This is a genomic window from Borreliella sinica (assembly GCF_033969665.2).
GTDB classification, from domain to species: domain Bacteria; phylum Spirochaetota; class Spirochaetia; order Borreliales; family Borreliaceae; genus Borreliella; species Borreliella sinica.
In genome coordinates this window covers 1-23841 of sequence record NZ_CP135183.1, presented here as the reverse complement: position 1 = coordinate 23841, position 23841 = coordinate 1, and the positions used below count along the sequence as shown (strand labels likewise).

Here is a 23841-nt window from a genome sequence, read left to right as displayed (position 1 = left end):
CTCAGGGCATATAAAAAAATCAATATTATTTGAAAAAATAAAAGAGAGATATATATTTGTTTATTGTTATAAATCAACAATTCATTGAAAACTTCTTTAAAACTACAAATGAGGCTTTAAGGGCCTTATTTGTAGTTTTAAACCAATAATAAAAACCACAACAAGCCTTTTAGAATTTCCACAAAAGCATTAAATGTGCTTTAAAAAAATGTATTGCAATAAATTTGCTGTAAAATAAGTTAATTATTTGGAAAATAATAAGAGGACATAAGGATATGATAATAAAAAAAATACTACTTTTAGCACTACTGATTATGGCTACAGTCTCGTGCACGATTTCTAAAGCAAAAGATGATCTTGTTTTTGGGGTTGGAATTGGAAGCGAACCCACATCACTTGATCCACAGTTTTGCAGTGATAAACTGGGAAGTTTAATTATAAACGAACTATTTATTGGCCTTTTAAGAGGTGATCCCAAAACGGGTGGATACAGACCTGGACTTGCAAAAAATTGGGACATTTCTTACGACAATACTTGCTATACATTCCACTTAAGAGACGACATTTATTGGAGCGACGGCGTTAAAATAACAGCAGATACTATTAAAGAATCCTACATAATGGCCTTAGAAACTAATGAGGATTTACCAAATATTAACCTATTAACATCAAAAATAAAAAATGCAAAAGATTTTCATACAACAAAATTAAATGCAGATGAAGTTGGAATAAAGGTGATTGATGAAAAAACCTTAGAAATAACTCTCTCCCAACCAACAATATATTTTCTTGACATGCTTACACAACCAATATTTATACCTATTCCTACCCACATTGTTAAAAAGTTTGGAAATAAATGGACAAGCCCAGAAAACATAGTTACAAGCGGGCCTTTTAAAATAAAAAGAAGAATCTTAAACGAAGAAATAGCTCTTGAAAAGAATAAAAAATATTTTGATGCTAAAAATGTTGATATTGGCGAGATGACATTTGTTACCATAAACGATGCCCGCAGAATTTACAGTATGTACGAACACAATGAAATAGATGCTATTTTTAACAGCATCCCCTTAAGCCTTATTAATGAGCTTATCCTAAGAGAAGACTTTTATTCATCTGATATTAACGAAATTGGATTTTTCTCATTAAATATGAATGTTAAACCGCTTAACAATGTAAAAGTAAGAGAAGCACTATCTCTTGCAATCGACAGAGAAACATTGGTCTACAGAGTGCTTGATAATAACTTTAAAGCAACAATAAAGATAAGCCCTAACCTTAACAATTATAATTACGGGAAAAAATTAAAGCTGTACAACCCACGAAAAGCAGAAAAACTCTTAGCCGAGGCCGGATATCCGGATGGAAAAAAATTTCCAACTCTTACAATAAAATACAATAAAAATGAGCTGGGAAAAGAAGTTGCTGGCTTTATTCAAAGCCAATGGAAAAAAGTCTTAAATATTGATGTGGAAATTGAGCCTGAAACATGGAGTAACCACATATCAAGCGTTTTAAAAGGACAATATGAGATCTCAGTAAGGTCCTGGCAAGGAGATTATTTAGATCCCATGGCATTTTTTAATATATTTGAAACTAAAAACTCACATCTTGCATCTTACGGATATTCAAATTCTGAGCTTGATGAGCTGATAAGTAAAACTGAAGTTGAAGTGGATGAAAAAGCCAGATTAGAGTTATTGAAAAAGATTGAAGAGATAATAATTGAAAATGATTATCCAGTAATTCCAATATACAGTGTTGCTGGTAACTATCTTTTTAAAAATGACAAATGGGCAGGGTGGAGCACAAATAGTTCAGAAAGATTTGCCCTATCAGAAATTAAACCTTTAGACGATTAAATTATTAGCAATAGAGCTTAATTTCAGACTCTATTGCTAAAACCCTTTTTGCTGCATTAATACCAAAGAACTTTCTTTTAAAGAGGTTAAATCTTTTAAAGCCCTATTAAAGTCAATGTTGTTACTAAGAATGTAACCACATATTTCTCTTAATTTTTCATCTATTTCTGAATATTTTTGATTTAACTGTCTCAATTCCGGCTGCGGATCAAAAACAGTATGATTGCCTCCACTTAACATGCTAAGCTTACTCAAACTATTGCTACTTTTCTCCATTAAGCCGTGCTGTACTTTTAAAATCTCTAATATTTTGTTTAAAAGATTAATTTTTTGCTCACTAGATTCGCTAAAAAAATTGCTAACTTTAATCTCGCTATAATTAGAGATTCTAGAGCTTATTCTATCGGTTAGACTTTTGAATTTTCTTTGAATTTTCAAAATAGCACTTTCTCTTTCTGCTAAAGAAAGTTTAGTAAAATTTAAATTATATTTATCAAAATCACCCTTTTTCATACCAGAAAAATTATTTAAATAACAAGAACTTGCTACTATTATCAATATACATATATAAATATATCCCTTCATGTATATTCTCCTAATTAAAATTCAATTTATTTTAAAACCAAAAAATATTTAAATAAAACTCAAACACACATCTTTTGCATAAATTTATCAACCAAATCAAATATATTGCTTAATATTGAAATTACTTTAAAATTTTTAAAAAGTTTAATTCTTTGCTTAATTTAATTTCTTCTGTTTCTACGGTACCGCTCTCTAGCTCTTAATTTAAGTTTTTCTCTGTTTTTCTGATAATATTCTCTATTATAGTTAGAGGTTTTTTCCTTATTTTGGGACAACAAATCCTTATTGTTAGGATTTTTAAAAGAACTACAACCAAAAAGCCATATTAAAAAAAAAAATAAAAAAGCCATTCTCATATTTCTCTCTCCTTGAAATATATTTGAATAGATAAAAAAATGTCTGATTGATTTTTTTTTAAATTATCAAAATTATTAAATAATAAATATTTACAATAAACTTCACTTAAATCTTCTTAATTCGAATACATTGAAATACATTCACTAGGCAGACTCACCAATGAATTTATCAAATTCTTCTGTCAATTTATTAAAATCCTCTTCTGTGTAATTTAGCTGTTTCAGCTTAGACTCAAAATCACTTTTTAAAGCAGCTAGCTCAGATTTTCTATTTTCTGAATCTGGGGATGTTGATTCTTTGGAATTTATATATTCAAATCCAATTGAAAATAACTGCAAAACAATATCTCTTTTAGAATCGCTTAATTGCTCAAAATATTTATCAACTTTAGCTATTTTTTCAGAATCACCGCCCAATCGACTTTTAAGAGTCTTTATAATCTCCAACCTTTGTTCATCTGTTAAGTTTGAATTTTCCTTGCCTTCAGCCCCCGAAAAGACATTACAGCTGAACAGAAAAACCAAAGCTATACATAAATACATGAAAAAAATTTTACTTCTCATAGCAATTATTTCCTCCTTTCTTCCCATAACAATTATTTCCTCCTTTAATTTAAAATAAAAATTCACAACAACTTTATTATAAAGCATATCGATAACATATCTCAAACAATTATAACTAAAGTTAATTTTTCAAAACTTTTAAAAGATTAATATTTATCTTGTATTTTTTATAAAAAATTGAATTTTTTAAAAAAAAAATTAATTGCTTTAAATTTTAAATTAGTTTTTAAATTAACTATCAAATAAAATGAAATAAAGCATTAAATTAATAGCTAACAATTTAGATCAAATCATAAATATTTAAACTTACCAAAATGAAATAATTTTTCTTTATAATTTAGCGTTAAAAGAAGATAAGCATTTGCAAGAGAATCAAGAGCATCATCTTTTGTTTTGCCATCTCCTTTGTAGCTGTAAATATCAGCTACTACATTTTTACTTATTATTTTTAAAAATTCTATTTTCCGACTTTCAAACAAAGGAATAAGAGCACATATTCTTTTAAATTTAGAGCTTAAAGGTTTTATTGGCGCAACTTTAAAATAACAAATGCTCTTATTTCTTAGGAAAAGAATTGTTTTGGTCAAAATTCCATCACCTTTAATGCTATCCCTCTCTTCAATGTAAACAGTATTTACATTGAAATTTTCTATTAAAACTTGAATAGAGCCTAGCATTAGACTATCGCTTACTGGTTTTTGATCTTGATAAATATACGCGTAAAACTTCTCAAAAGTGCGCTCTAAAACGCAAATAGCTGTATTGTCTCCACCTACTGAGAATGCAGGATCAATGTACATTATTGGGCTTTTAAACTCATAATCTTGATTGAAAATCATTTCATTAAATAGTGAAGATTCATTTAAAATCCAATCCCCATAAAGCACTCGAGCCTTGTAAGCGGGAAAATTCTTGTAAAGCTTTTCTTGAGTTTTGATAAAATCTGCCGAATTTAAAGGATTGTCATACGTTGTGAAATTATATGTTTTAAAAACATCTGTATTCTCAATGTAGTCTGTTTTAAAATAATGAGCTGGGCTTTCGGGATTGGTATCAAAAATAATAATTGCTTTGCCTTTTCTAAGCCTTTTTAATACCTCAAGTAAAGTTTCTTTGTGAATTACTGTTGCTTCATTTACATAAATTATTGCGCTGTTGCCCCCTCGAATCTTAGAAAAAGAATCTCTTTTGCTACCTCCGTAAATATTAAGCTCAAGCCCTGCTATTTTACAAAAAGATTCGCCACTTCTTTTTCTTTGATAATCAATTCCTAACAACCCACAAATCTTTTCTATTTGTTTAATGGTATTTGTCATTAACAAACCAATAGAATTACCTATAATAAAATTATTAGTATCTTGCTCATAAAAAGATTTATTTTCAATTAATTTTTTAATAAGCAAATATGAGGCTAAAAACGTTTTACCACTTGCAATCCCGCCACTAAATATTACTTTTGAATAATCGTGACTTTCTATGTCAAAAAGCACTTCTTTTTGCTTGGTGGTTAAATATTTGTTTTCAAAATCTTTAAAACAAATATTGGTGGATTTTGGACTAATATAATCTAAAATGTTAATGTTAAACTTATTTTTAAACTTTTTCTCAAGATTGAGAAATGCTAAAGATTTCAAAAATTTCAAATTTTACCCCAATTTTAAATTCTTACTATTTAAAACAGATTTAAGTTTAACAAGAGCATCATAATCCTCTCTCATGCAAATATTAACCAGCTCCTTTTCAAGCTCTTCTCTTTTTTTAATCTTATTAGCAAGCTCTATTTCAAGCCCTTCATCGCCTTTTAAGCCTCTTTTTTTATTACTTTTAAGCTCGCCTTGAAGTTTGCTAATTTTTAAATCTAAGATTAATGTATCTTTTTTTATTGACTTTAAGCTAAGATTTTTATATCTATGATGAGAATCAATAAAAGAACAAACTATCTCGTAAAATAACTTTTCGGTCTCGTTTTTAGCATTTTCCAACTCACAGGCCTTTTTTGCAGCAAGTAGTACTAAGTTGTTAAAATTATCCTCATTAAAAGATACTTTAGAAATATTCTCTACTGCCAAATCACTAGGAAAAGAGTTTTTTTTGCTAAAAGAATCGTTGGATTGAAAATATTTGTTTCGAGCTTTTGCTACAAAAGATTCGCCAACACCTAAAATTTGAGCAATGTCTAAATCTTTTAAACCTTTTTTAAATAAAAAAATATATTCTTCTTTTCTATTTTTAAATATCATTATTTTATTTTAATTAAGTTTATTTAAAAACTCAAGAAAAAATTAAATGTTTTTTTTTATGAATAATTAAATTAAAGAGATATATTTTTTAAATAGAAAAAAATTAATAAAAATAAATGGTAAAGGAGAAAGAAATGTTTAAAATAAAATATATTTTATTACTAGTATTAATGTTATCCTGCAACATGGACAACAAAGTTTTTACCCAAGAACAAGAAACTAAAATCAAAGAAATAGTTGTTACCGAACAAAATGAAGCACTGAAAACCTTAATAGAAGCTGCCGGCAACAACACATCTAATGAGAGTTTGCTAGACATAATAATTAAAGGAAAAAATAAAATAGTTTCTGGTGCTCAAAAAACAGGACAATTCTTAAAAGGCTTAAAGGGAGCTATTATGCCTTCTAAGCCAAATACTTCGCCTTAACTAAATTTAAGCCAAAATAGTCAAAGTAGTTTTAAAGAGAAGCCAATAAATTGCGGGAGCATGGCTTCTCTTTTGTTTTAAAGACCTAAATTCTTTTAGATCTTTGATTTAATTTATATAAAATAACCAATTTACAATATTGTGACAAACTGGCGTTGAACCTTAAAGTTGCAAGTCTAGCACAATATAGTACAAATCCAAAAATTATTTTAACTTTGCCAATTAATTTGTTCTATTTTATTTCTAATAAAGTGGTCTAAAATTTAGAGTTAATATTAATTATTTTTAGTACGGAGGTAATATAAGATAAAAAATGCAAAAGTTAAATTTAAAAATCATAGCTTTAATTGTTACTCTGTTGACGTCTTGTAATCCTGAATTAGCAAGAAAAACAGAAGAGGCAAAAATAGCGATTGAGGCATCCTCCAGGGATGTAAAAAATAAAATTTTACAAATAAAAAAAGAAGCCGCTGAAAAGGGTGTAAATTTTAAAGCTTTTACCACTACTGAAACTGGGTCTAAAGTGTCAAGCGGGGGAGTGCCCTTAAGAGAAGCAAAGGTGCAAGCCATTAATGCAACAGAAAAGTTCCTTAAGGCAGTAGAAGAAGAGGCTTTAAAACTTAAAGAATATGGAAACAGTGATCAATTCCCAGCTATGTTTGAGTTAGTGCTTGAAGTTATAGATTCATTAGAAGAGATTGGAATAAAAACAAAAGATTCTATCTTAGAGCAAACCAAAAGTAACCCTGTAAACACAGCTGAAAGATTGGTTGAAGTTAAGGCACAAATAGAAAATAATCTAGAAAAGATTAAGCAAAAACAAAACCTTGACAGCGAGGAGAAAAAACCTAATAAGAGCAAAGAAAAGAAATAAATCTTAAAATATTGTAATTAAAATAGGCTGAATTAAAATTTTGGCTTGTTCTAATCTTTACAATTTAATATTTATAAATGCTTTTATTTTGCTTTTATTTAAATTTAAATGTAAAAAAAGGATATAATATGAATAAAAATTTTATAAATTTACTTAAACTAACCTTACTTGTTAAACTATTTCTGGCGTGTGGTTTGTCAGGAGAAATGAAAGAAAAATTAGAATCATCAGTTCAAGACATTCAAGATGAAATAGATTCAATTACAAAAGAGGCTGCTGCAAAAGGCGTAAAATTAGAAGCCCACTCAGATACAGCAACAGGTAGTAGGGTATCAGAAAACCCATTCATACATGAAGCAAAAATTCGGGCTACTGAAGTGGCAAAAAAATTTGTAGAAGATATAGAAGAGGAAGCCACTAAAATTAAAGATAGTGGGGGCAGTGGCCAATTCTCGGCAATGTATGACTTAATGCTTAAAGCCGCAGCGTCACTAGAAAAGATTGGGGTACAACATATGACAAAAACGGTTTCAATGGGCACTGAACAAAACCCTGCAAATACAGCTGAAAGAGTACTTGAGATCGCAAAAAAAATGAAGGACAAATTGGACAACGTTCATAAAAAAAATAAGACTGCTCTCGAAAACCTCGAGAAAAAAGCTTCAGAAAATGGTGGTGATTCTGCAAGTAGTTCTTAATAAACACTATTTTTGTGCTTAATTAAAACAATAGGCCGAGCAACCGAAACTTGAGCTTCGGACTGTTCGGCCTTGATAAAACTAAGGAAAAAGCTATGAAAAAAGTTAATAAAATCTACATTAACATTTTCAAACAAAATAATTAAATATTCTTTTTGATATTATTTCGAATTTCCTTCCCTTGGACCTTAAATCAAGACTATCGTAAAGCACTTTATTATTATCCATTACAATAAAATGCTCAAAAGATTGATCTTTTGGCTTAATTACTGCTATTTCAAACTCTCTGCCAGCTACAGGCAAATAAAGTGGACTTTCATGCCTAACCTTAGAAAATATTTTATAATACTCAAGAATTTTACAAGGATTTAAAATATAACAATCATTTCTAATGTAGCCTAATTCTAAAAACCGTTGATAATTTAAATTAACGTCTTTTATCTTAAAATCAAAACCTGTTAAAGTAAATATCCAATAATGCAAAGATAAAAAATAACATCCGGACTTTTGAATATCTTTGAAAAGATCTTTATTGTTTTGCAATATTTTTTCAATAAACATTTTTTAATTCTCCTTAAACTTTAAATTGTAAAAATGTTTATCATTTAAAATTAAACTTTTTAAAATCCATTAATAGAGACGATAAAATATGGATTTTAGTGTTTTTCTTTTGCTAATATTTAACAAAAGAATTAAAAATAAACAATTTTTAAATATAATTTTTAAATAATTAAGCATGCTTGCTCCATTTTTATTTATAAGGAACACACATTTGAGACTTCTTACATAGACATTTCCTTAAATATAAAAAATATTGAAAGTTCAATATTTTTTATATTTTAATGGTCCGTAGCAATAATAATAAATCTCAATTTAAACTCCAAAATTAGAATCTAAAATTAGAATCTAAAAGCTTAATAAGAAAATATTAAGTTTCTAAGAATAATCTTTAAGATTGCTAAAGCCAAGCCACTCAAACATATTGTTTTTAATAGCAAAAGCTCTAATTAAAATTTTGTAGTATTCTTTCCCTTTGATCTTATTAAGCCTTTTCATCTTAACCCCTAATATAAGTTTTTACTAATATTATAGTATAAAAAAAATTGTGTTTTGTAAATACTTTTCTAAATTTTTCTAAAATTACTCTTAAAAATAAAAATAAAATTAAAATTAAAAACTTTTGATTAAAAGTTAAAGGGTTTATTGAAATTTCTTTAAAAAGAATCCCCAATAAACCCTTTAAGGTAACAGGTCCTTATATTAAGAGCGACACATTGCGTGTCAGTCTGTACCTATAAAGTATACACTAACTTTTTAAGTTTTGCAAATAAATATTTCATTTTTGTCTACTTCTTGAAGTTTCAAATTCTTCAATTATTTTTAATAAAAAATCTTTTTCCTCAAAAAAAATTTTTTCTAAAAGAAAACTTGTAAGTTTAGCATTTTTCTTATAAAAAGAATAAGATTCTTCTTTTTTAAGCTGGAATCTCAGTGGTTTTATTGGGTTTTGATTAGATTTTTTTAAACTCGGACTTTCTTTTGTTTTAAGCAAACAAATTGTTTCATTAATCCCATTTTTGATCACATACTTTTCTTCAATCAATCCTTCTTCTATTGCTGTTGCAATCTTAAGATATTTGTATGTTTGAGTTCTAGCAAGTCTGTAATCTTTTGCAAAATCATCAAAATTAGAATAGTTGTCCAGCTTATAATATTCTTTATCTTTAATTTCTTTTAAAACCTTCATTGCCTCTAGTTTGCAATAAATTTCTTTTTGAAAATTAATGTTTAATTTTTCTTTAAGTTTATTATAATGAACAAGAGCTTGTTCTTCTTCTCTAATGCCCTCAGATAAATTTCTTTTATTTATCTTTATATCCACTTGTGCTCCTCCTTTACAATTGAGTACACTTAGTGTACGTAACCCGATTTATTTAAAAACACAGCAAGCGTGTTTTGGTACTCTATTATGTAATCCTTCGTCAAATCAAATCTGTCGTTTTTTGCTATTCTTTTGTTCAAGTCTTCTCTCTCAGATATTGTCCCCAAGAAATTACTATTTTTCTCTAAAACCTTTAAAAGTTCTTTGTGTGTGTTGTTTTTCTTAAATTTAGTATTGATTAAATACACTGGCAAAGTTAATAATAATTTGTCCATGAAAAAATTAAATAAATCTAAGCTTTCAACAGCCCATTTCTCTGCTGTTATTGGTATTATTATATAATTGCTGCATACAAGAGCATTTGTTAGGGTAAAATCTAAGCTGGGATTAGTATCAAGTATTATATAATCATAATGATTGCCAAGTAACTTTAGCTGTTCTTTTAATTTAAATTCTTTGTAGGGGATAGATTCTGAATTAAATTTATGTAATGTTAAATAGCTTGGAATTAAATCTAAGTTTTTGCTAATATTTATTAATGCATTATCTATGTGTAAGTTTGATATTAAAACCTCGTATATATTTCTGTTTATTAAATCTATATTGCTTTCTTTAATTTTGTTGAAAAAATAGCTTGTTGTTGAGGCTTGAGTATCAATGTCTATTAAAAGAACTTTGCATTCAATCGAAAGCAGTGTGGCAAAAATTAAACTTGTCGTGCTCTTGCCGACTCCACCTTTGATGCTTGCAACTGTTATTACTTTTGTCTCTTCTTTATCCATTCAGGAATAATTCCCCCTTTTGATAATTTTTTGCTATAAAATTTGTATAGTTCAGTTTCTAGTTCTAAAATAATATTTAAAAGCGTATTATAATAAGGACTATTGACCTTATCCTTTTTAAGTAAAACATGAAGACCGTTTAAATAACAAAAAACAGAACCTTTTTTAAACCGAAATTCAATGCATTCACATTTTCTAAGCGTATAAGTTTCTTTCTTATTAAAATTCTTTACAATAAAAGCTTTATCAAGCTTTCTTATTCCATAATGAATTCCCATAAACTCGTCGTCTTCTCTTAAAGAGAATAAGTGAAACATACTTATGTCTTCTATATTGAAGATTCCTCTTAAGGAAATGAAAAATTTTGTAGGTTCGTTTTTACTTATTCCAAATGTATAAAAGTCGTTAAAGATTTTAGTATGGTATATTTTTCTACTTTTAACCTCCTCAATCTTAGAAAAGACATTGGCTTTCTTTTCTTTTTTGAACTTAGGTTTATCATCTACGTTCAATTTTAATTCTTTTTGTTTTTGCTTTAATCGCTCAAGTAAAGCCGTCATTTTTTTCCTTTTTCCTTAATAACAGAGCTAAACTGTTCATTTTCTTTTCAGCCCAATATTTTAATTAAATTATTATAGTAAGAGTTATCAAATACCTTACTATACTTAAGATCAGGCTCATTCTCAATGAATGATTTTAAAGTAGAAACTAGTCTATCACTTTCTACTTTTTGCCTTAACTGTTCTAATAATATACTAAAAATGTTGTTTTTTATACTTTTTAGTTTCTCTGTTTTGTCTTGAATTCTAGGAACTTCTGTTTTTGCTCTTTTGACTAACTTATCTAAATCTGGATATTTTTTGTATTCTATTATGAAATGTGGTTTTGTTTTGTAAATTTCGTATGTTTTGTTAAAAAACTTCTCAAGATCTTCTTTTTTATATTGTTCATTTTCTAAATTTCTTATTTTTTCTTTAAGTATTTTTTTTAAAATCTCTTTTTTGTTTATATAGTTTATATTTTTTTCTTTTATTTTGTTTATTATTTTTCTGTATCCATTGTTTTTAAAAAATTTACATAGGTATCCCGGATTGTTTATATTCTCTTTTATAGCATTTGATAGATACTTTTCAATCCTTTTAGGATCTACCTCATTGAGTTCGTTTTCAATGTGTTTTAGGTTTCTTAAATGGTAAATTTTGGTCTTATGTGTTGTTTTTAAGTTCATTATTAGAGATGGAATTTCTGTTTTGAAGTTACATTTGCTTAAATACTTTTTTATTATTTGGTTGTTTATTGTTTTTTCTGAATTAGTGTGTATATTTCTATATTCTTTATATTTATATATATTATTAGTATTATTAATACACTCCCATTTAGCACTACTATTTATTTGATTAAATTCTTTTATTCTTTGTGTGAATTCATTAATTTTTTTATTTGTTTTTTCTTTGAAGTATGTGTTAATTATTGAATAACATTTTCCTTTTTCATATTTAAGTTTATAATAAGTTTCACTTCCAGAATTTTTTCCTAAATGTTTGCAGTAGTTTAGCGTGACTTTTAATTTTTTATCTAGTGTGTATAAATAGTTTTGTAGTGTTTTTAGTTTTATGGGGTTTTGTTTATTTCTTTCAAGGTTTTTATTTAGAAAATAAAGTATGTTTTTTTGTGTGTATTTTTTAAAATTTAAGTTTATGAAGTTTAGAGTAGAGATTAATACAATCAAGTTGTGTTGGAAATTCTTTGTAGCTTGTTTTACCTTTTTTGTAGTGTTTAGTGATTTTTGTTTTAATGTTTTCAATTTAATACTCCTAATATAAGTAATTTCTTTAATTATAAATTAATTAATAGTACAGTTTCTTAAAAAAGTAAAGTATTTTTATATAAAAAAGAAAAAAAAAGTATATTTAATGCATATTTGTTAAATATACTTTACAAAATTAAGTTTTTGTAATAAAATTTAATAATGAATTAGCTTATATTAAGAGTAAATTATTTTTACGCGTTAATTTTTATTTAAAATAGTAAGCTTGTTAGCGATGGGTTTAATTTTATTTGAGAATTTAGATTAGATTATTTGATTTATTTATCCTTCATTCAAGGCTAACTCTTGAATGAAGGAATTAGCCCCATTAGTTTCCTTAATTTTTAGCTATACATTTAGTATTAATAGAGCTTTTTATTTTGATTTTAAAAGCTTAAATGTCTCGGGTGTGTATATTTTTTATGTTTTCCCTCTTACAAGGGAAAAAGTCTCCTAAGAGACTTTTTCTAGAAGTAACAAATTGAAAATATATAAATTCAGTTTTTGTTTGCAATAAACAATCCCCTATATTGGCCAATGCCTTTATAGGAGAAGGTTTGTTTATATATTATTTTAAAGCACCCTTAAGCTCTGCAAGACTTTTAATTTCAGTTGCTTTGCCTTCAAGATTAGCACCGTTGCTATCATAGTTTTGCAATGTAATTGTACCATCTGATAAGAAGACTAAATCTTTAGTTTTCTTAATGTCAGCAGTAATTGTTAAGGTATTGGAATTTTCTTGCCATGTTGCTGTCTTTTTATTAGAACCGGTTGTAGTGTCATTCAAAAAGACTTTTATTTTTTCATTTTCAATTTCTCTTGTTAGTGTAACATTACCTTCGGTTACTTTTAGTGTTGTTTTTCCACCTACAAGATTTCCTTCAAACTTAATACCATTTTTTAGCATCTCTACTGCATGTGTAGCATCCTGAGCAGTTGTCATTTGTGAATATTCAATTGTAGTTTCGTTTGATCTTGTTATTTTTTTTGAGTCTAATTTGCTAGCTTTGAAGTTTTCTTCTGTTATTAGACCTTGTTTTTTAACAACTTTGCTTGAAACTTTTTTATCGCTCACGTCATATGTTTCTACAGTTATTGTATTTAGATCGTCAGAAATCAGTATTGTTACTCTACTCTTGTCAGCTTTTGCACCTTCAAGATTTCCGGATCCATTATTTTTATCAGAAGTCCCTTTAAATTCAATTTGATCGACTATTGCTCTGATATCATATTTACCAGCTTTATTTTTTTCTTTGCTTATAAAAATATTGTTGCCATTAAACAAAAGTACTGATCTTTCGGTGTCTAAAGGAAGATTTTTATCTCTCTTTTCTAGCTTTTTTGAATCAATAATTTCTTGATCATTATGATCTTGTGAATTCTTTTGTTCAGCGCCTTTTTGTGAACATGCTATTAAAGCCAATGCTAAAGTAAATCCTAGTAAATATTGTCTCATAAATTCTCCTTATTTTAAAGCGTCTTTAAGTTCATCAAGTGTTTTAATTTCTGCTGGTGTGCCTTCTAGAGCATCTCCTGCTGTGTTGTATTTTTGCACGGTTATTGTGCCTTCTTTTGTAAATACAAGATCTTTGGTTTTTAGATTATTAACAGTAATTGTTAAAGTATGATTATTTGAATCCCATGTTGCGGTTTTTTTAGTACCAGAAGTAGTTGAAGTGTCATTAAGATCAACTGTTATTTCTCCATCTTTTGCAATGTGCTTGTTTAAAGTAACAGTTCCTTCTACAACTGTTAATGTTGCTTTGTCATTAGCTAGAGTTCCCTCAAGAATAAGGTCTTTTGAAATTTCTTTAGCTTTTCCGGTTCCATCGCTTTTTATTTCTGTGGATTCAAGTTTGCTTCCGTTCTCTCTTGTTAACACTCGTTCAGATAATTCACCTTGTTCATTGAATTTTTCATCTAGTATTGATTTATCTTTAGAATTTGTTTTTCTTGATACTAATGTTTTGCCATCTTCTTTTGAAACTTCAAGTATGGTTTCTTCTAGATCGTCTGAAATTGTTAATTTTACTTTACTTTTGTCAGCTTTTGTGCCTTCAAGTACTCCAGATCCATTGTTTTTATCAGAAGTCCCTTTCAGCTCAACCCCGTCTACTGTTGCCATTAGACTGTATTTACCGTCCTTGTCTTTTTCTCTACTTACAAGAACTTTCATGTCACCAGGTAAACCCACTGTAGAGCTGTTTTTTTCATCTAGGCTGCTAACATTTTGCTTACATGATATTAAGGCTAATATTAGACCTATTCCCAATAAATATTTATTCATAATATATTCTCCTTTTTATATTATATTAATTATAACTTAATATAAATACAATTATAGTATAAGATCAACAAATAACAAATAGAAAATTAAAAAAAAATAAAATGATACTAAATTTTAATTTAGTATAGACCAAATTAAGACTATTTTTTAAAAAAAAGTCCCACAACTTTGGGACTTTTATGAAGAAGAATCAAATGACTTAAGGCATATTTTTTGAATATTTTTTGTAAATCTGCATTGCAATTGGTTTTATTTTGTCAATGTAATTTTTTAAATTAGTAATGTTTGTTTTGATTGATTTTAGAGTTTGATCTTTTTCTAATTTACTTGTGTCAAAAAGTGTAAACTCTGGATAATTTTTATTATTTACTTTTTGTTTAGTTTTTACAAGAAATGTTTGTAAGTACATAACATAGCTTGAAAGGTGTGCTTCATACAAGCTTAAAGCCTTTAATGTTGTCTCTTTTGGGTATGCTGGTTCTTCTGGAAGACTTGCTATTGTAGAGCATGAAAATACCAAAATTATGCTTAATAAAAATAAAAAAATAAAAAGGGGATGGAAATTTTTAATTTTCAATTTTATCTCCTTTTAATTCTTGGTCTTTTTTGTTAATGTTGTTTTGAAAATCTTGTGACAATCCTTTTGATTGTTCTTCAAGTGCTTTGGTTTTGATTATCATTAGCTGGTTTCTTTCTTCTCTTAAGTGTTCAATAATATTCGCATCTCTCTCATCATTAATACTTGATATGAGCTGAGTAATTTTATTGTTAACATTTTCAATCTCATTTAATATCTTTATTGATTCTTCCTTCTCAAGGGTGCTGATTTTGTCTTTGTAGATACTCATTATTAGGTTATAGAGATTGAGCCCCAAATATATTCCCTTTTCTACTTTGATCTCTGTTGGAGAATCACTGCTTTTTAGAAAATCATATAAATTATTTAAAGCCTCAATGCCTGAGTTGATATTTATTTTACTGTTCATTTTGTTTCCTTTTTATTTATATTTTTTAAGAGCTTTTCTATGAGAAAGTTTAAATTTTCTCTAAACTGAGGCTTTATTGCTAAAATCATTGGCATTATTGTCAGCATAATAAATCCTCCTAATATAATGAGCTTTGTATTGTCAATTGTTGACAAAAAAATAAGTATTGTATCCATAAATATCTCCTTTTAATTTATTTTTATACTTTGTTTAGTATTGGCAATAATTGGCCTTTGTGTAGACTGCCTGACCCAACGTAGTACCAACCATTGTAAAGCGGTGTTTTAATTGTAGACATATTTTGAGAAGAAAATGAGGCTATTAGTATTTTGGCAGAGCTTTTAGCAAATTGAAGGTAAAGCTGTTTATTGTGATCTTCTGTTGAGCTTGAATATCTAATTTCTAGATCAATTTGTAAATAAATGTAATTTTCTTTGTATGATTCGTCTATTATAATTGATGAGCTGCCTTTGTTTTTAAGTACAATAGTTGTAGCTTTATTCTTATATTGGAATTCTAAAATTGCAGCGTCATCAACTATTGTGTGTAGTCCCCCAAAGTCATGTGGTTTTCCTTGCCACCAAATAGGAGTGTCTACAATTTGCGGTATTCCGTTTTGATAGCAACTTACAAGTTGCTCATTTTTTGTATCAAAAGTTTTCTTGGGTATTGACTGGAAAGAATCTTGAAATTTTTTTGTAAAATCGTTTATTTGTAAAAAATTTATTAACTCACCTTTTAGTTGATTTATTTCAGATTTTTCTGCAAGAACTTCTTTTAAACTTTCAAGAAAAATTTCAAATTGAATAAGTTCAAAATCTTTTGTGGTTGAGTTGTAAATTGAAATTTTGTTTGAAGACAATTTTGTTGTTGTGTGCTTTAAACTTGAAATAAACGTAGATTTAATTTTTCTAAAAACAGTATCAAAATCTATATTTTCAAGTGTTGCGCTTAGCCCTAAAAGCTTTGAGATTACTTTAATATAAATGGTTTTTATGTAGTCTTTGTTTTCTAAGAGTTCTTTACTAATTACGTCTTTTATTGCTTTTTTAAAGCATTGAAATTCGTTGTTGTAAAATGTATCGTTTTGTATTTGTTCCAGGAGATGTTTATATGTGATTGCACAAGTATCTTCTACTATGTCATCAACAGGAATAAGATCACTTTGATTAACTTTTGTTTTTCTGTTTAAATCTTTTATTTGTACACTTTCTTGCGGTTCGTTGGTATTCATAAATTATCCTTTTAAATTTCTTTTAGTTTTAAATTTCTCTTTACACTTTAATAGATCAAAAGAAATGATCTGCTGTACAAAATTTCATCACCCCTGTTCCTCTTATTTCTATTTGTTCTTTGTCTATTATTTTTACCACTCTTCCTATCGGAATTAATATTTTAATAAACTCGTATACGGAATTTTTGTAATCTTTGGGCATATAATTAGAAACCAAATTTTTTTTAAGTCCAGCATGTTTTACTGTTATTTTTTTTAGTTTATTTTGATTTTTTGCTGCAATGCTAAATTCAATAGGAGATTTAATATTTCCAAGCAATTTTATTATTATCTCGCCCGGAGCGTTTTCGTTTGAGCTGACTTCTACATTTGCGTGTAAAAAAGCTTTAAATAGTACAATAAAGCTCTCGTCAGTACCAATAGACTTGATTGCAAAAATAATAGCGTCTAAAGAGTTAACAAGATTTTTGTCCAGCTCTTTTTTAAAGTGAAATGCGTTAAATAATGAAAGCATTAGTAGTGCAATATATTTGGAGTTAATGCCGTCTTTAACATTGATTGTTGCAAAGTTTTCAAGAAGTTCTTTTAGTTCTCTTAGCATCTCTTTTTTATAATCAAGCTCATTGTAAATAAACTTTTCAATTTGGGTGTTTTCTAAAAATTTTGGTATCTTTTTGTCCATTTTTATTCTCTGTTAATAAGTAGTCTTTTGCTTGTATCAAAAACAATGATTTGATTCTCTTTGGCGGTCTCATCTTTATTGAATGTAAAGTCGCCATTATTAAGTTCTGTTATTTTTTTTATATCGTCGCTTTTAATGCAAGTTCCAATCCGCAGCTCTTTTATTCCCCTAATAATGCTAACCGGTGCGAGAAAGTCTTGATATCTAAGAGATGTTCCCATTTCCATGTATTTTTCGATTAATATTTTATTGTAAATGTCTCTAATTTGGGTATCTATTTCTTTGTAGATTGCATCTTTTGTTTCTGTTTTATAGATTACTTTAAGATATGCATATTTTTTTTCACCCAAGCTGAATTTGTATGTTTTTTTTTGATTGTGTTTGTTTAAAAACTCAATTTCAGTATCACCTTTAAAAACAGTTCCGCTTGGCGCTGTATAGTATATTGCTTGCCAAATATTTTGTTTAATCTCAATTTTAATCTGGGTTTTTTCTTTATCCTTAAAACAATCATCTTGTAGTATTAAGTAGAGGTTAATTGTTCCAGGTCCACTTAAAATGTTTATGTGCTTAACCCCCCAAACATTTAACAAAGCTTTTCTCATTGCTTCGTAAGTTGAGCTTTTAGGAGTACTCAAGTCTTGTTTAAGTGCATTAAAATAGCTTCCATTTTCCTTTATTTTGGAAAAAAGCTCTTTTAATACTTCTGATATTTGTTTATCAATGTATGAACTTGGAAAGTTTATTATGTCATAGATTGAATTGTCTTTAATGTTTATACCATATTTTGCTCTCAAAATATGTTTTTTTTCATTTTGAATTTCTTCTATTGTTTTTTCCAATATTCCCAGGTTTTTGTCAAAAATTATACTCATATTTTAAAATCCATTTTTAAAGTGTCTTTTCCTAAAAAGAAAAATTCTATTGTTATTGTTTTGTTATTAATGCTTGGCTTAACATTAAGAAGATCTATTTTAAGTTCTTTTGAAAGGTTTAAAAAAAAATTTTTAATAGATTCTAGTTTATTAGCTTTGCAAAGTTTTAAGTAAAAGCTGTGGTCAAGCCCATAATTTGGATTTTCCTTTAGGCTGCCTTTTGGTGTCTTAAGATAAAAGAATAAGCGCTGTTTTTGTTCTTCAATGTTTTCTATTAATTTAAGATCATTGTTAAATACTATATTAAATTTTTCGTCAATTTTAATATCCATTTTTAACTACCAAAGTCATTTTAACATATTTTGCTCGATATTACTATAAAGTTTTACAAAATGTTTATTATTTTAAATGTTGAGATATATTATAATTTATATTTTTTTTAAAAAAGTTTATTTAATTTTTAAATTTAAATATTTGTGTAATCACAGTGTGGGAGAACGTATGAAAAAAATTTTATTGTTTGTTATTTTGTTATTCTTTTCTTGTAAAGAATTTAATTATTCCAATATCAGGAGAAGGTCTTTAAAGCCCTTAAAGTCTTCTGGTTCTTTAAATAAAGAGATTAAAACATCTTTTGTAGATTCTTTAAATGATGACCAAAAAGAAGCTTTGTTTTTTCTTGAGCAAGTGGTTTTAGATAGTAGTCCTGATAAGTTTAGTCAAATTTTTCAGGTAAATGAGGATAAAATAAAAGAAATGCTTGCCACTGTTGTTAAGTGTTTGCAAGCGAAAAGAAATGCCAAAATAGCCCTTGAGCGTTCTAATGATGCAAATGTTGCAAATGCTAAGCAGCAGTTGTTGCAAGTTGAGAAAGTTTACATAGATAATCTGCGACAATCTTTTGCAACCGCTAAGAATATTGGGGAGGCTTGTAATCTTGTTAAAAACTATGATGCATCTACTTCGTTTTAATTTTTTTATATTAATTAACCATTCCATTAACTCTCCTTATGCTTATGAGAGTTAATTTTTCTATTTTTATTTGTTCTTGCTTTTTGTGTTGCAAATGATCTGGATTTGAAAATTTAAATTTTCAAGATTTGGTTGATATTTGTTTTTTGAGTTACTTGTGAAATTTTACAACATCTTTAAATAATATAGATTATTAATACCAAGTTATTTTAAAAGGTATTAATGAATCAATTTAAGCTTAATGCTTTATTAGTACTATTTTAATTAATTTTTTTATTTTAAAAAAATAATTGCTAAAGCATTTGCAGGCTTAATTACTTATACAGCAAGAATTAATATGATGTATACATTTAGTGTATGTAAAGTGAGCTATATTTTTATTTAAACCCATAATTAAATAGAGGAAATTTAATTTATGAATAAAATAGGAATTACATTCAGTATTGGCTTTCTGTTTTTTGTTAATTGTAATAGCAAGTCTTTAGAGGAAGATTTAAAAAATGCCAGTTCAAACAATAAGCAAAATTTAATCAGCAATGTAAAAAAACCTTTAGAGTCTAAAAACAATAAGCCTAAAGGCTCTAACTTAAGTAATTTTAAAAGTAAAAAAAATAGCCTGGCAACTTCAAAAGAATCAAAAAACCCTAAAAAGGATTTACAAATTTTTAAAAATTCAAAAAATTCAAAAAATTCAATGTCTCAAGCCTTAGATCAGACTGGGGATAATTTGTCTGATTCGGATAACCTTTCGTCTTTGGGAATTACCCCTTTAAGGGGCAATATTGGCAAATCAAGACAAGGTAAAGCTTTGCTGAAAAATAATCATGATGAGATTTGGATTCCCCGTTTAAACTCAGAAGAGGATAAAAATTTTGAATTTTTCAAGAAATCTTTGCAAAATGATGAGAATAGATATTCTCTTGGTGGGTGGCTTTTAAACAATGATGAGGTGTTAATAAAGTATAGGTACAGCGAAAGAGATGTTAATCAGTTTCTGATCGATATAGGGAAAAAGCGATGGGGAGATTTATCCTCTAAAATAAGCATTTTAATGCGACTTATTGAAAATTATTCCGATAAAAGTGATAGAGAAGATGAGATTTCCCTTTTAGATATGAATTTATGTCAACAATTTTATTTAACCAAAATTAATGCTAGTGGTTCAAACGCAGATATTCTTGTTGCTCTTGAAAAAACAGTCGATCAGCAAATTAATGGTGTTAGTAAAGAGCTTCTTGAATTAAAAAAATTTTCTCTAACCACAAAGTCAGAGCTTGATTGGCATTTAAATTGGAAGCGCAGCTTGACAGACGAAGAAGACAAGACGCTACAATTTTGTGGAGTTTTAATAGATGGAGAGTTAGATTCTGAGAATCTTGATGATTTATTTAAAAGGCTTGGAAATGAATATTCTAGACTAATACTTAGAAAGCTGGAGGAAATAACATTAAATTATTATGTTGATGGGTTTTTAAAAGAAATGGAGAAATCACATAAATCTTTCAAACAAGCAATAGGCTCTATTAGGAATAAAAACAGAAGGGTATCAATTATTAAAGTTAGAAATACCCTTTTAGAAATTTTTAAACTTTATTATAAAAATATTGGTAAGAATAAGAAACTTTATGATTATATAAATTCTATTTTAAACAGCTTAATAAAGGAGATTAATAGGCGCTAAGTTTTTATTGTGGTTTTTATTAATTGTTTTACATTTACTACTAATAATGTAATTTAAATTACATTTAAAATTTTTAAATAATAGAGAGAACTTTTAAGGGAGAAGAATTATGAAAAGAGTCATTATACTCGTTGTGGCTTTAATTTTTGGTTGTTATTTGAATAGTAATTCTAATAAGGAAAAAGAGAATGGACGACTTTTTGAAGAGAATAAATCAAATATCCCTGGTCAAGGAAAAAGGTCTTTGGGCGCATTAAATTTTAGATTATTGCCCGGTGATTCCGGGTTGGTGTCTGATTTTCAAAACCATGAGACTTTAAAAGCTTTTGAAAATAAAAATAAATTTATTGATTATTCCCAAATAGAGTTTTTAGAAGGGACAAAATCAATCACTGTGCTTTTGTGGCCTATTTATGTTCGTTGGATGAAAATTAAAGCCAGAGATTTGCTTGATGAGCGTGGAAATTTTATTAAAGAGCTTGAGGGCATTAAGTATTCTTATCTTGTTTCCCCTGTTGATGGAAGTTACATTTCTTATGCTATGCCACTAATTGTTTTTGAAACTACCATTAAAGGCGATCCGTTCTATTCTGTTTCTAGGTTTAAGTTAATAAACAGGGGAAGCGATATAAATTTTAATGAAAATAAGGGAGGGCTTTTTGCAGGAATACCAATGTCTGAAAAATCAGTTGAATCTGGGCTTGTAACTGCATATCCTTTTGGTGCTAGTGATTCTAAAAAAGTGGTTGAGGCCTTTACTGATCTTTGTAACAATGGAATTTGGAGCGATATGATTGCTGAGATTACCATTAAGTCTAAGCAATATCCACAAAATGAAAAAGTTTACAGAATTTCACTTGATTCCAGGCTTTTTAATTTTACTATGAAAAAAATAATTGAAAAATATCCTGGTGTAAAAGGTGCAAGTTTTACATTTAATTCGTTGATTAATTAAAAGTTATTTTTAAAGCTAGCGATTGAAAACCACTAGCTTTAAAAAATTGATTACAAATTTCAGACTTGGCTTGGTATTATATGGCGTTTTTAAGGTTGTTTAATATATCTTTAGAATTTGCTTCTTGACTAAACATTCCATCGAATCCGCTAGCAAGTACAGTTTTGTAAGTATCTAGCTGTTCAAGATCTTTTTCTTTTATATCTTTATTTTCTTTAATTTTTGCAAGCATTTCTTTTATTTCATCTTCGGTTAGGTCTGATAAAAATTTGTGTACGGCCTCTTCTATTTTGCTTGCATCAACGCCAGTATTTTTAAAATGTAAACCAATATTTGGGTCTACCAATTTTTCTTTTAACAAGTTTGTCAAAAATGTTAGTGTTTCTTTTTCAAGATAGTTTAAATTTAATTTACTCATTAATTTTTCTAAAGGTGTTGTTTTGCTAAATTCAATCCTATCATCGTCAACCTGATTTGATCCAGATTGTAATTTTCTAGATTCTTCATCTAGGTCATTATTTAGCTCATCATTATTAGGTTTGTTTGTACAATTAAACAGAAATGTTAGTATGGTAAATATAATAATTGTTTTTTTCAAAATAGTCTCCTTAAAAAGTAGTTTTAATTATTAATTATTAATAATTAATAATTATACCATTTTAATAGGATGTTTAGAATATTTTAATTAATATTAATTATTATTAATTGTTAAAAATATTGTACCATTTTTGTATTTATAATATTTTCTTAATTGAGTTGAATATTATCCATATTTTATGTTATACAAATTATTGTTTTGCTTTATTTAATAGCTTTTTTTAAACAATAGTTGGAGCCCGTTTATTCCAATATTAAAAGTGGGTTCAAAATCCGCAAGCTCAGCGCTGAGTCTTTTTTTAAGATTCTCATTGTACCAATTTGCAAATGTAAATGGAATAATAAGCGAGGTTGCATAGGATGCTACAACCATGCTTGCTCCCACCCCTATTAGGATGGAGCCTGTTAATTGTGTTTCGCGAGCATTAAGAATAATGCCGGTTCCCCAAAGGATTGCTCCTAATAAATTAAATCCAAGCACCGAGCCACCACCAATATAATTCCCCTGGACAAAAGATCCTATTCCTAAAGGCAAAAATAAATTCAAAAGAAATGGCCCTATAGGATTTTTTCTCTCTTGATCGTATTTATTGAAACTTTCAATGCCTTTTTCAATTCTAGCCTGTTTATCTTTTGTTGCAAAAATTTGAATTGTCAGGCCAAAAATTAATATTAATGTGAAAAATTTTTTCATATTAATATCATCTCCTAATAAAAAATTTTTACAAGTAAAATATTAGCATAATTTGTAATAAATTAATATCAGTTTATTGCCGTTAAAGATAAAAGATAAAAATTTTAAAAAAATATTATAAAGGAGGTGAATGATTGTTTTAAATATCTTGATGTGGTCTTAAAGGTAAATCAGATTTTAAGTTATTTTTGATTCATTTGAGCTTGAGTTGTAAATTGTTTGTAGAAATGCTTTATATAATCCCCCTATATCCGCAAATCGGTTAAAAATCTTTTTTTCTCTCCCCCCCATGCTTCAAAAAAGCTCTTAACTTGCTTTTTAATCTAAAATTGAGCGTTTTAAAAGTCTTAATTTACATTCTTAACCTAGAAATTTTAAAAAAATCCATTACTACTGCGAAAATAAAAGAAGAAATTCCAGTAGAAATAGAGTAAATATTTTCTTTTTTAGAATGGTGTTATCTATTGGTATGTTACCCTTTTAGATTTTTTGACTAAAAAGCTAAAATAGAAAAGATAAATATTGCTAATTTAATTAATGAAGTCGGAAAGCTTATTAAATATAATGAATAATAAGGTTGATAAGTAGTATGTGCACAAGTATTATTAAAAAAAATAAAAAATGTTTGTAATAATAAAATTATGCAAATGTAATAATTGCTCCGTTTTCAAAAAGTAATAATTAATTAAGTTTGGATAATATCTTGTTAACAATTTACTATCAAAATTTAATTTTTAGAATAAAGCGTAATTTTATAAATTAATATAAGTATTTATTAGTATACTAATAAATACTTATAT

28 protein-coding genes are annotated in these 23841 nt (G+C 27.5%); 7 read left to right on the top strand and 21 right to left on the bottom strand.

Annotated features, from left to right (window positions below; all coding sequences use genetic code 11):
- The first annotated feature begins 275 nt into the window (after nt 1-275).
- Nucleotides 276-1862 carry a peptide ABC transporter substrate-binding protein gene (locus tag QIA41_RS04660; protein WP_320292888.1) on the top strand — a complete coding sequence of 529 codons (1587 nt, stop codon included), beginning with the start codon at nt 276-278 and terminating at the stop codon, nt 1860-1862.
- Nucleotides 1863-1898: 36 nt separating this feature from the next.
- On the opposite strand, the gene QIA41_RS04655 is transcribed toward QIA41_RS04660, so the two are convergent.
- The 5 genes from QIA41_RS04655 to QIA41_RS04635 all read right to left on the bottom strand — a co-directional run bounded on the left by QIA41_RS04655 (nt 1899) and on the right by QIA41_RS04635 (nt 5607).
- Nucleotides 1899-2447 carry a hypothetical protein gene (locus QIA41_RS04655; protein WP_320292887.1) on the bottom strand — a complete coding sequence of 183 codons (549 nt, stop codon included), beginning with the start codon at nt 2445-2447 and terminating at the stop codon, nt 1899-1901.
- Between the two features lie 161 nt (nt 2448-2608).
- On the bottom strand, nt 2609-2797 hold the full coding sequence (locus tag QIA41_RS04650) for a hypothetical protein (RefSeq protein WP_418909357.1): 189 nt from the start codon (nt 2795-2797) through the stop codon (nt 2609-2611).
- Nucleotides 2798-2947: 150 nt separating this feature from the next.
- Nucleotides 2948-3367 (bottom strand): hypothetical protein, encoded by a 420-nt coding sequence (locus QIA41_RS04645; protein ID WP_418909356.1) that lies wholly within the window; start codon nt 3365-3367, stop codon nt 2948-2950.
- A 290-nt stretch (nt 3368-3657) separates the two neighbouring features.
- Nucleotides 3658-5010, bottom strand: a complete 1353-nt coding sequence (locus tag QIA41_RS04640) for a PBSX family phage terminase large subunit (RefSeq protein ID WP_320292884.1) — start codon at nt 5008-5010, stop codon at nt 3658-3660.
- 3 nt (nt 5011-5013) lie between these two features.
- The gene (locus tag QIA41_RS04635) at nt 5014-5607 is read right to left on the bottom strand and encodes a hypothetical protein (protein ID WP_320292883.1); all 594 of its coding nucleotides are present in this window, start codon (nt 5605-5607) and stop codon (nt 5014-5016) included.
- A 134-nt stretch (nt 5608-5741) separates the two neighbouring features.
- Here QIA41_RS04635 and QIA41_RS04630 point away from each other — a divergent pair, with 134 nt between their 5' ends.
- The 3 genes from QIA41_RS04630 to dbpA all read left to right on the top strand — a co-directional run bounded on the left by QIA41_RS04630 (nt 5742) and on the right by dbpA (nt 7607).
- Complete coding sequence (locus tag QIA41_RS04630) at nt 5742-6035, top strand: hypothetical protein (protein ID WP_320292882.1); 294 nt, start codon at nt 5742-5744, stop codon at nt 6033-6035.
- 313 nt (nt 6036-6348) lie between these two features.
- Nucleotides 6349-6909, top strand: a complete 561-nt coding sequence (gene dbpB / locus QIA41_RS04625; protein ID WP_320292881.1) for a decorin-binding protein DbpB — start codon at nt 6349-6351, stop codon at nt 6907-6909.
- Between the two features lie 77 nt (nt 6910-6986).
- Nucleotides 6987-7607 (top strand): decorin-binding protein DbpA, encoded by a 621-nt coding sequence (dbpA, locus tag QIA41_RS04620; RefSeq protein WP_320292880.1) that lies wholly within the window; start codon nt 6987-6989, stop codon nt 7605-7607.
- Nucleotides 7608-7736: 129 nt separating this feature from the next.
- Here the strand turns inward: dbpA and QIA41_RS04615 are convergent, their stop codons facing one another.
- From QIA41_RS04615 to QIA41_RS04550, 14 genes are all read right to left on the bottom strand, one after another.
- Complete coding sequence (locus QIA41_RS04615; protein ID WP_320292879.1) at nt 7737-8168, bottom strand: DUF261 domain-containing protein; 432 nt, start codon at nt 8166-8168, stop codon at nt 7737-7739.
- Between the two features lie 775 nt (nt 8169-8943).
- Nucleotides 8944-9489: a chromosome replication/partitioning protein gene (locus tag QIA41_RS04610; protein ID WP_320292878.1), complete on the bottom strand. Its 546-nt coding sequence runs from the start codon at nt 9487-9489 to the stop codon at nt 8944-8946.
- A 29-nt stretch (nt 9490-9518) separates the two neighbouring features.
- Complete coding sequence (locus tag QIA41_RS04605) at nt 9519-10271, bottom strand: ParA family protein (protein WP_320292877.1); 753 nt, start codon at nt 10269-10271, stop codon at nt 9519-9521.
- On the bottom strand, nt 10247-10831 hold the full coding sequence (locus tag QIA41_RS04600; protein ID WP_320292876.1) for a DUF226 domain-containing protein: 585 nt from the start codon (nt 10829-10831) through the stop codon (nt 10247-10249). Before QIA41_RS04600 ends, QIA41_RS04605 begins: the two co-directional genes overlap by 25 nt.
- A gap of 47 nt (nt 10832-10878) precedes the next feature.
- Nucleotides 10879-12075, bottom strand: coding sequence for a plasmid maintenance protein (locus tag QIA41_RS04595; protein ID WP_320292875.1), 1197 nt, complete (start codon nt 12073-12075; stop codon nt 10879-10881).
- A gap of 571 nt (nt 12076-12646) precedes the next feature.
- Entirely contained in the window at nt 12647-13534 is an 888-nt protein-coding gene (gene ospB / locus QIA41_RS04590) for an outer surface lipoprotein OspB (RefSeq protein ID WP_320292874.1), read from the bottom strand.
- A 9-nt stretch (nt 13535-13543) separates the two neighbouring features.
- Entirely contained in the window at nt 13544-14365 is an 822-nt protein-coding gene (ospA, locus tag QIA41_RS04585; RefSeq protein ID WP_320292873.1) for an outer surface lipoprotein OspA, read from the bottom strand.
- 199 nt (nt 14366-14564) lie between these two features.
- Nucleotides 14565-14942 (bottom strand): BBA14 family lipoprotein, encoded by a 378-nt coding sequence (locus QIA41_RS04580; RefSeq protein WP_320292872.1) that lies wholly within the window; start codon nt 14940-14942, stop codon nt 14565-14567.
- Complete coding sequence (locus tag QIA41_RS04575) at nt 14932-15351, bottom strand: BlyB family putative holin accessory protein (protein WP_320292871.1); 420 nt, start codon at nt 15349-15351, stop codon at nt 14932-14934. Before QIA41_RS04575 ends, QIA41_RS04580 begins: the two co-directional genes overlap by 11 nt.
- Entirely contained in the window at nt 15348-15527 is a 180-nt protein-coding gene (locus QIA41_RS04570; RefSeq protein ID WP_320292870.1) for a BlyA family holin, read from the bottom strand. The genes QIA41_RS04575 and QIA41_RS04570 overlap by 4 nt, the downstream gene beginning before the upstream one ends.
- Before the next feature lie 23 nt (nt 15528-15550).
- Entirely contained in the window at nt 15551-16585 is a 1035-nt protein-coding gene (locus tag QIA41_RS04565; protein WP_320292869.1) for a DUF685 domain-containing protein, read from the bottom strand.
- Between the two features lie 55 nt (nt 16586-16640).
- Entirely contained in the window at nt 16641-17267 is a 627-nt protein-coding gene (locus QIA41_RS04560) for a DUF735 family protein (RefSeq protein WP_320292868.1), read from the bottom strand.
- A 2-nt stretch (nt 17268-17269) separates the two neighbouring features.
- Nucleotides 17270-18142 (bottom strand): DUF276 domain-containing protein, encoded by an 873-nt coding sequence (locus QIA41_RS04555; RefSeq protein WP_320292867.1) that lies wholly within the window; start codon nt 18140-18142, stop codon nt 17270-17272.
- Nucleotides 18139-18474, bottom strand: a complete 336-nt coding sequence (locus QIA41_RS04550; RefSeq protein WP_320292866.1) for a DUF2634 domain-containing protein — start codon at nt 18472-18474, stop codon at nt 18139-18141. The genes QIA41_RS04555 and QIA41_RS04550 overlap by 4 nt, the downstream gene beginning before the upstream one ends.
- A 169-nt stretch (nt 18475-18643) precedes the next feature.
- On the opposite strand from QIA41_RS04550, the gene QIA41_RS04545 reads away from it, so the two are divergent.
- The 3 genes from QIA41_RS04545 to QIA41_RS04535 all read left to right on the top strand — a co-directional run bounded on the left by QIA41_RS04545 (nt 18644) and on the right by QIA41_RS04535 (nt 21750).
- The gene (locus tag QIA41_RS04545) at nt 18644-19114 is read left to right on the top strand and encodes a BBA07 family lipoprotein (protein ID WP_320292865.1); all 471 of its coding nucleotides are present in this window, start codon (nt 18644-18646) and stop codon (nt 19112-19114) included.
- A 415-nt stretch (nt 19115-19529) separates the two neighbouring features.
- A complete protein-coding gene (locus QIA41_RS04540) occupies nt 19530-20795 on the top strand; it encodes a hypothetical protein (RefSeq protein ID WP_320292864.1) in 1266 nt (421 codons plus the stop codon).
- Nucleotides 20796-20904: 109 nt separating this feature from the next.
- Nucleotides 20905-21750 (top strand): S2/P23 family protein, encoded by an 846-nt coding sequence (locus tag QIA41_RS04535; RefSeq protein WP_320292863.1) that lies wholly within the window; start codon nt 20905-20907, stop codon nt 21748-21750.
- Between the two features lie 76 nt (nt 21751-21826).
- Here QIA41_RS04535 and QIA41_RS04530 read toward each other — a convergent pair whose 3' ends face one another.
- Together QIA41_RS04530 and QIA41_RS04525 are read right to left on the bottom strand one after the other, a co-directional pair.
- Nucleotides 21827-22348 (bottom strand): BBA03 family outer surface lipoprotein, encoded by a 522-nt coding sequence (locus QIA41_RS04530; protein ID WP_320292862.1) that lies wholly within the window; start codon nt 22346-22348, stop codon nt 21827-21829.
- 207 nt (nt 22349-22555) lie between these two features.
- Nucleotides 22556-23041: a P13 family porin gene (locus tag QIA41_RS04525; RefSeq protein WP_320292861.1), complete on the bottom strand. Its 486-nt coding sequence runs from the start codon at nt 23039-23041 to the stop codon at nt 22556-22558.
- Between the last annotated feature and the right edge of the window lie 800 nt (nt 23042-23841).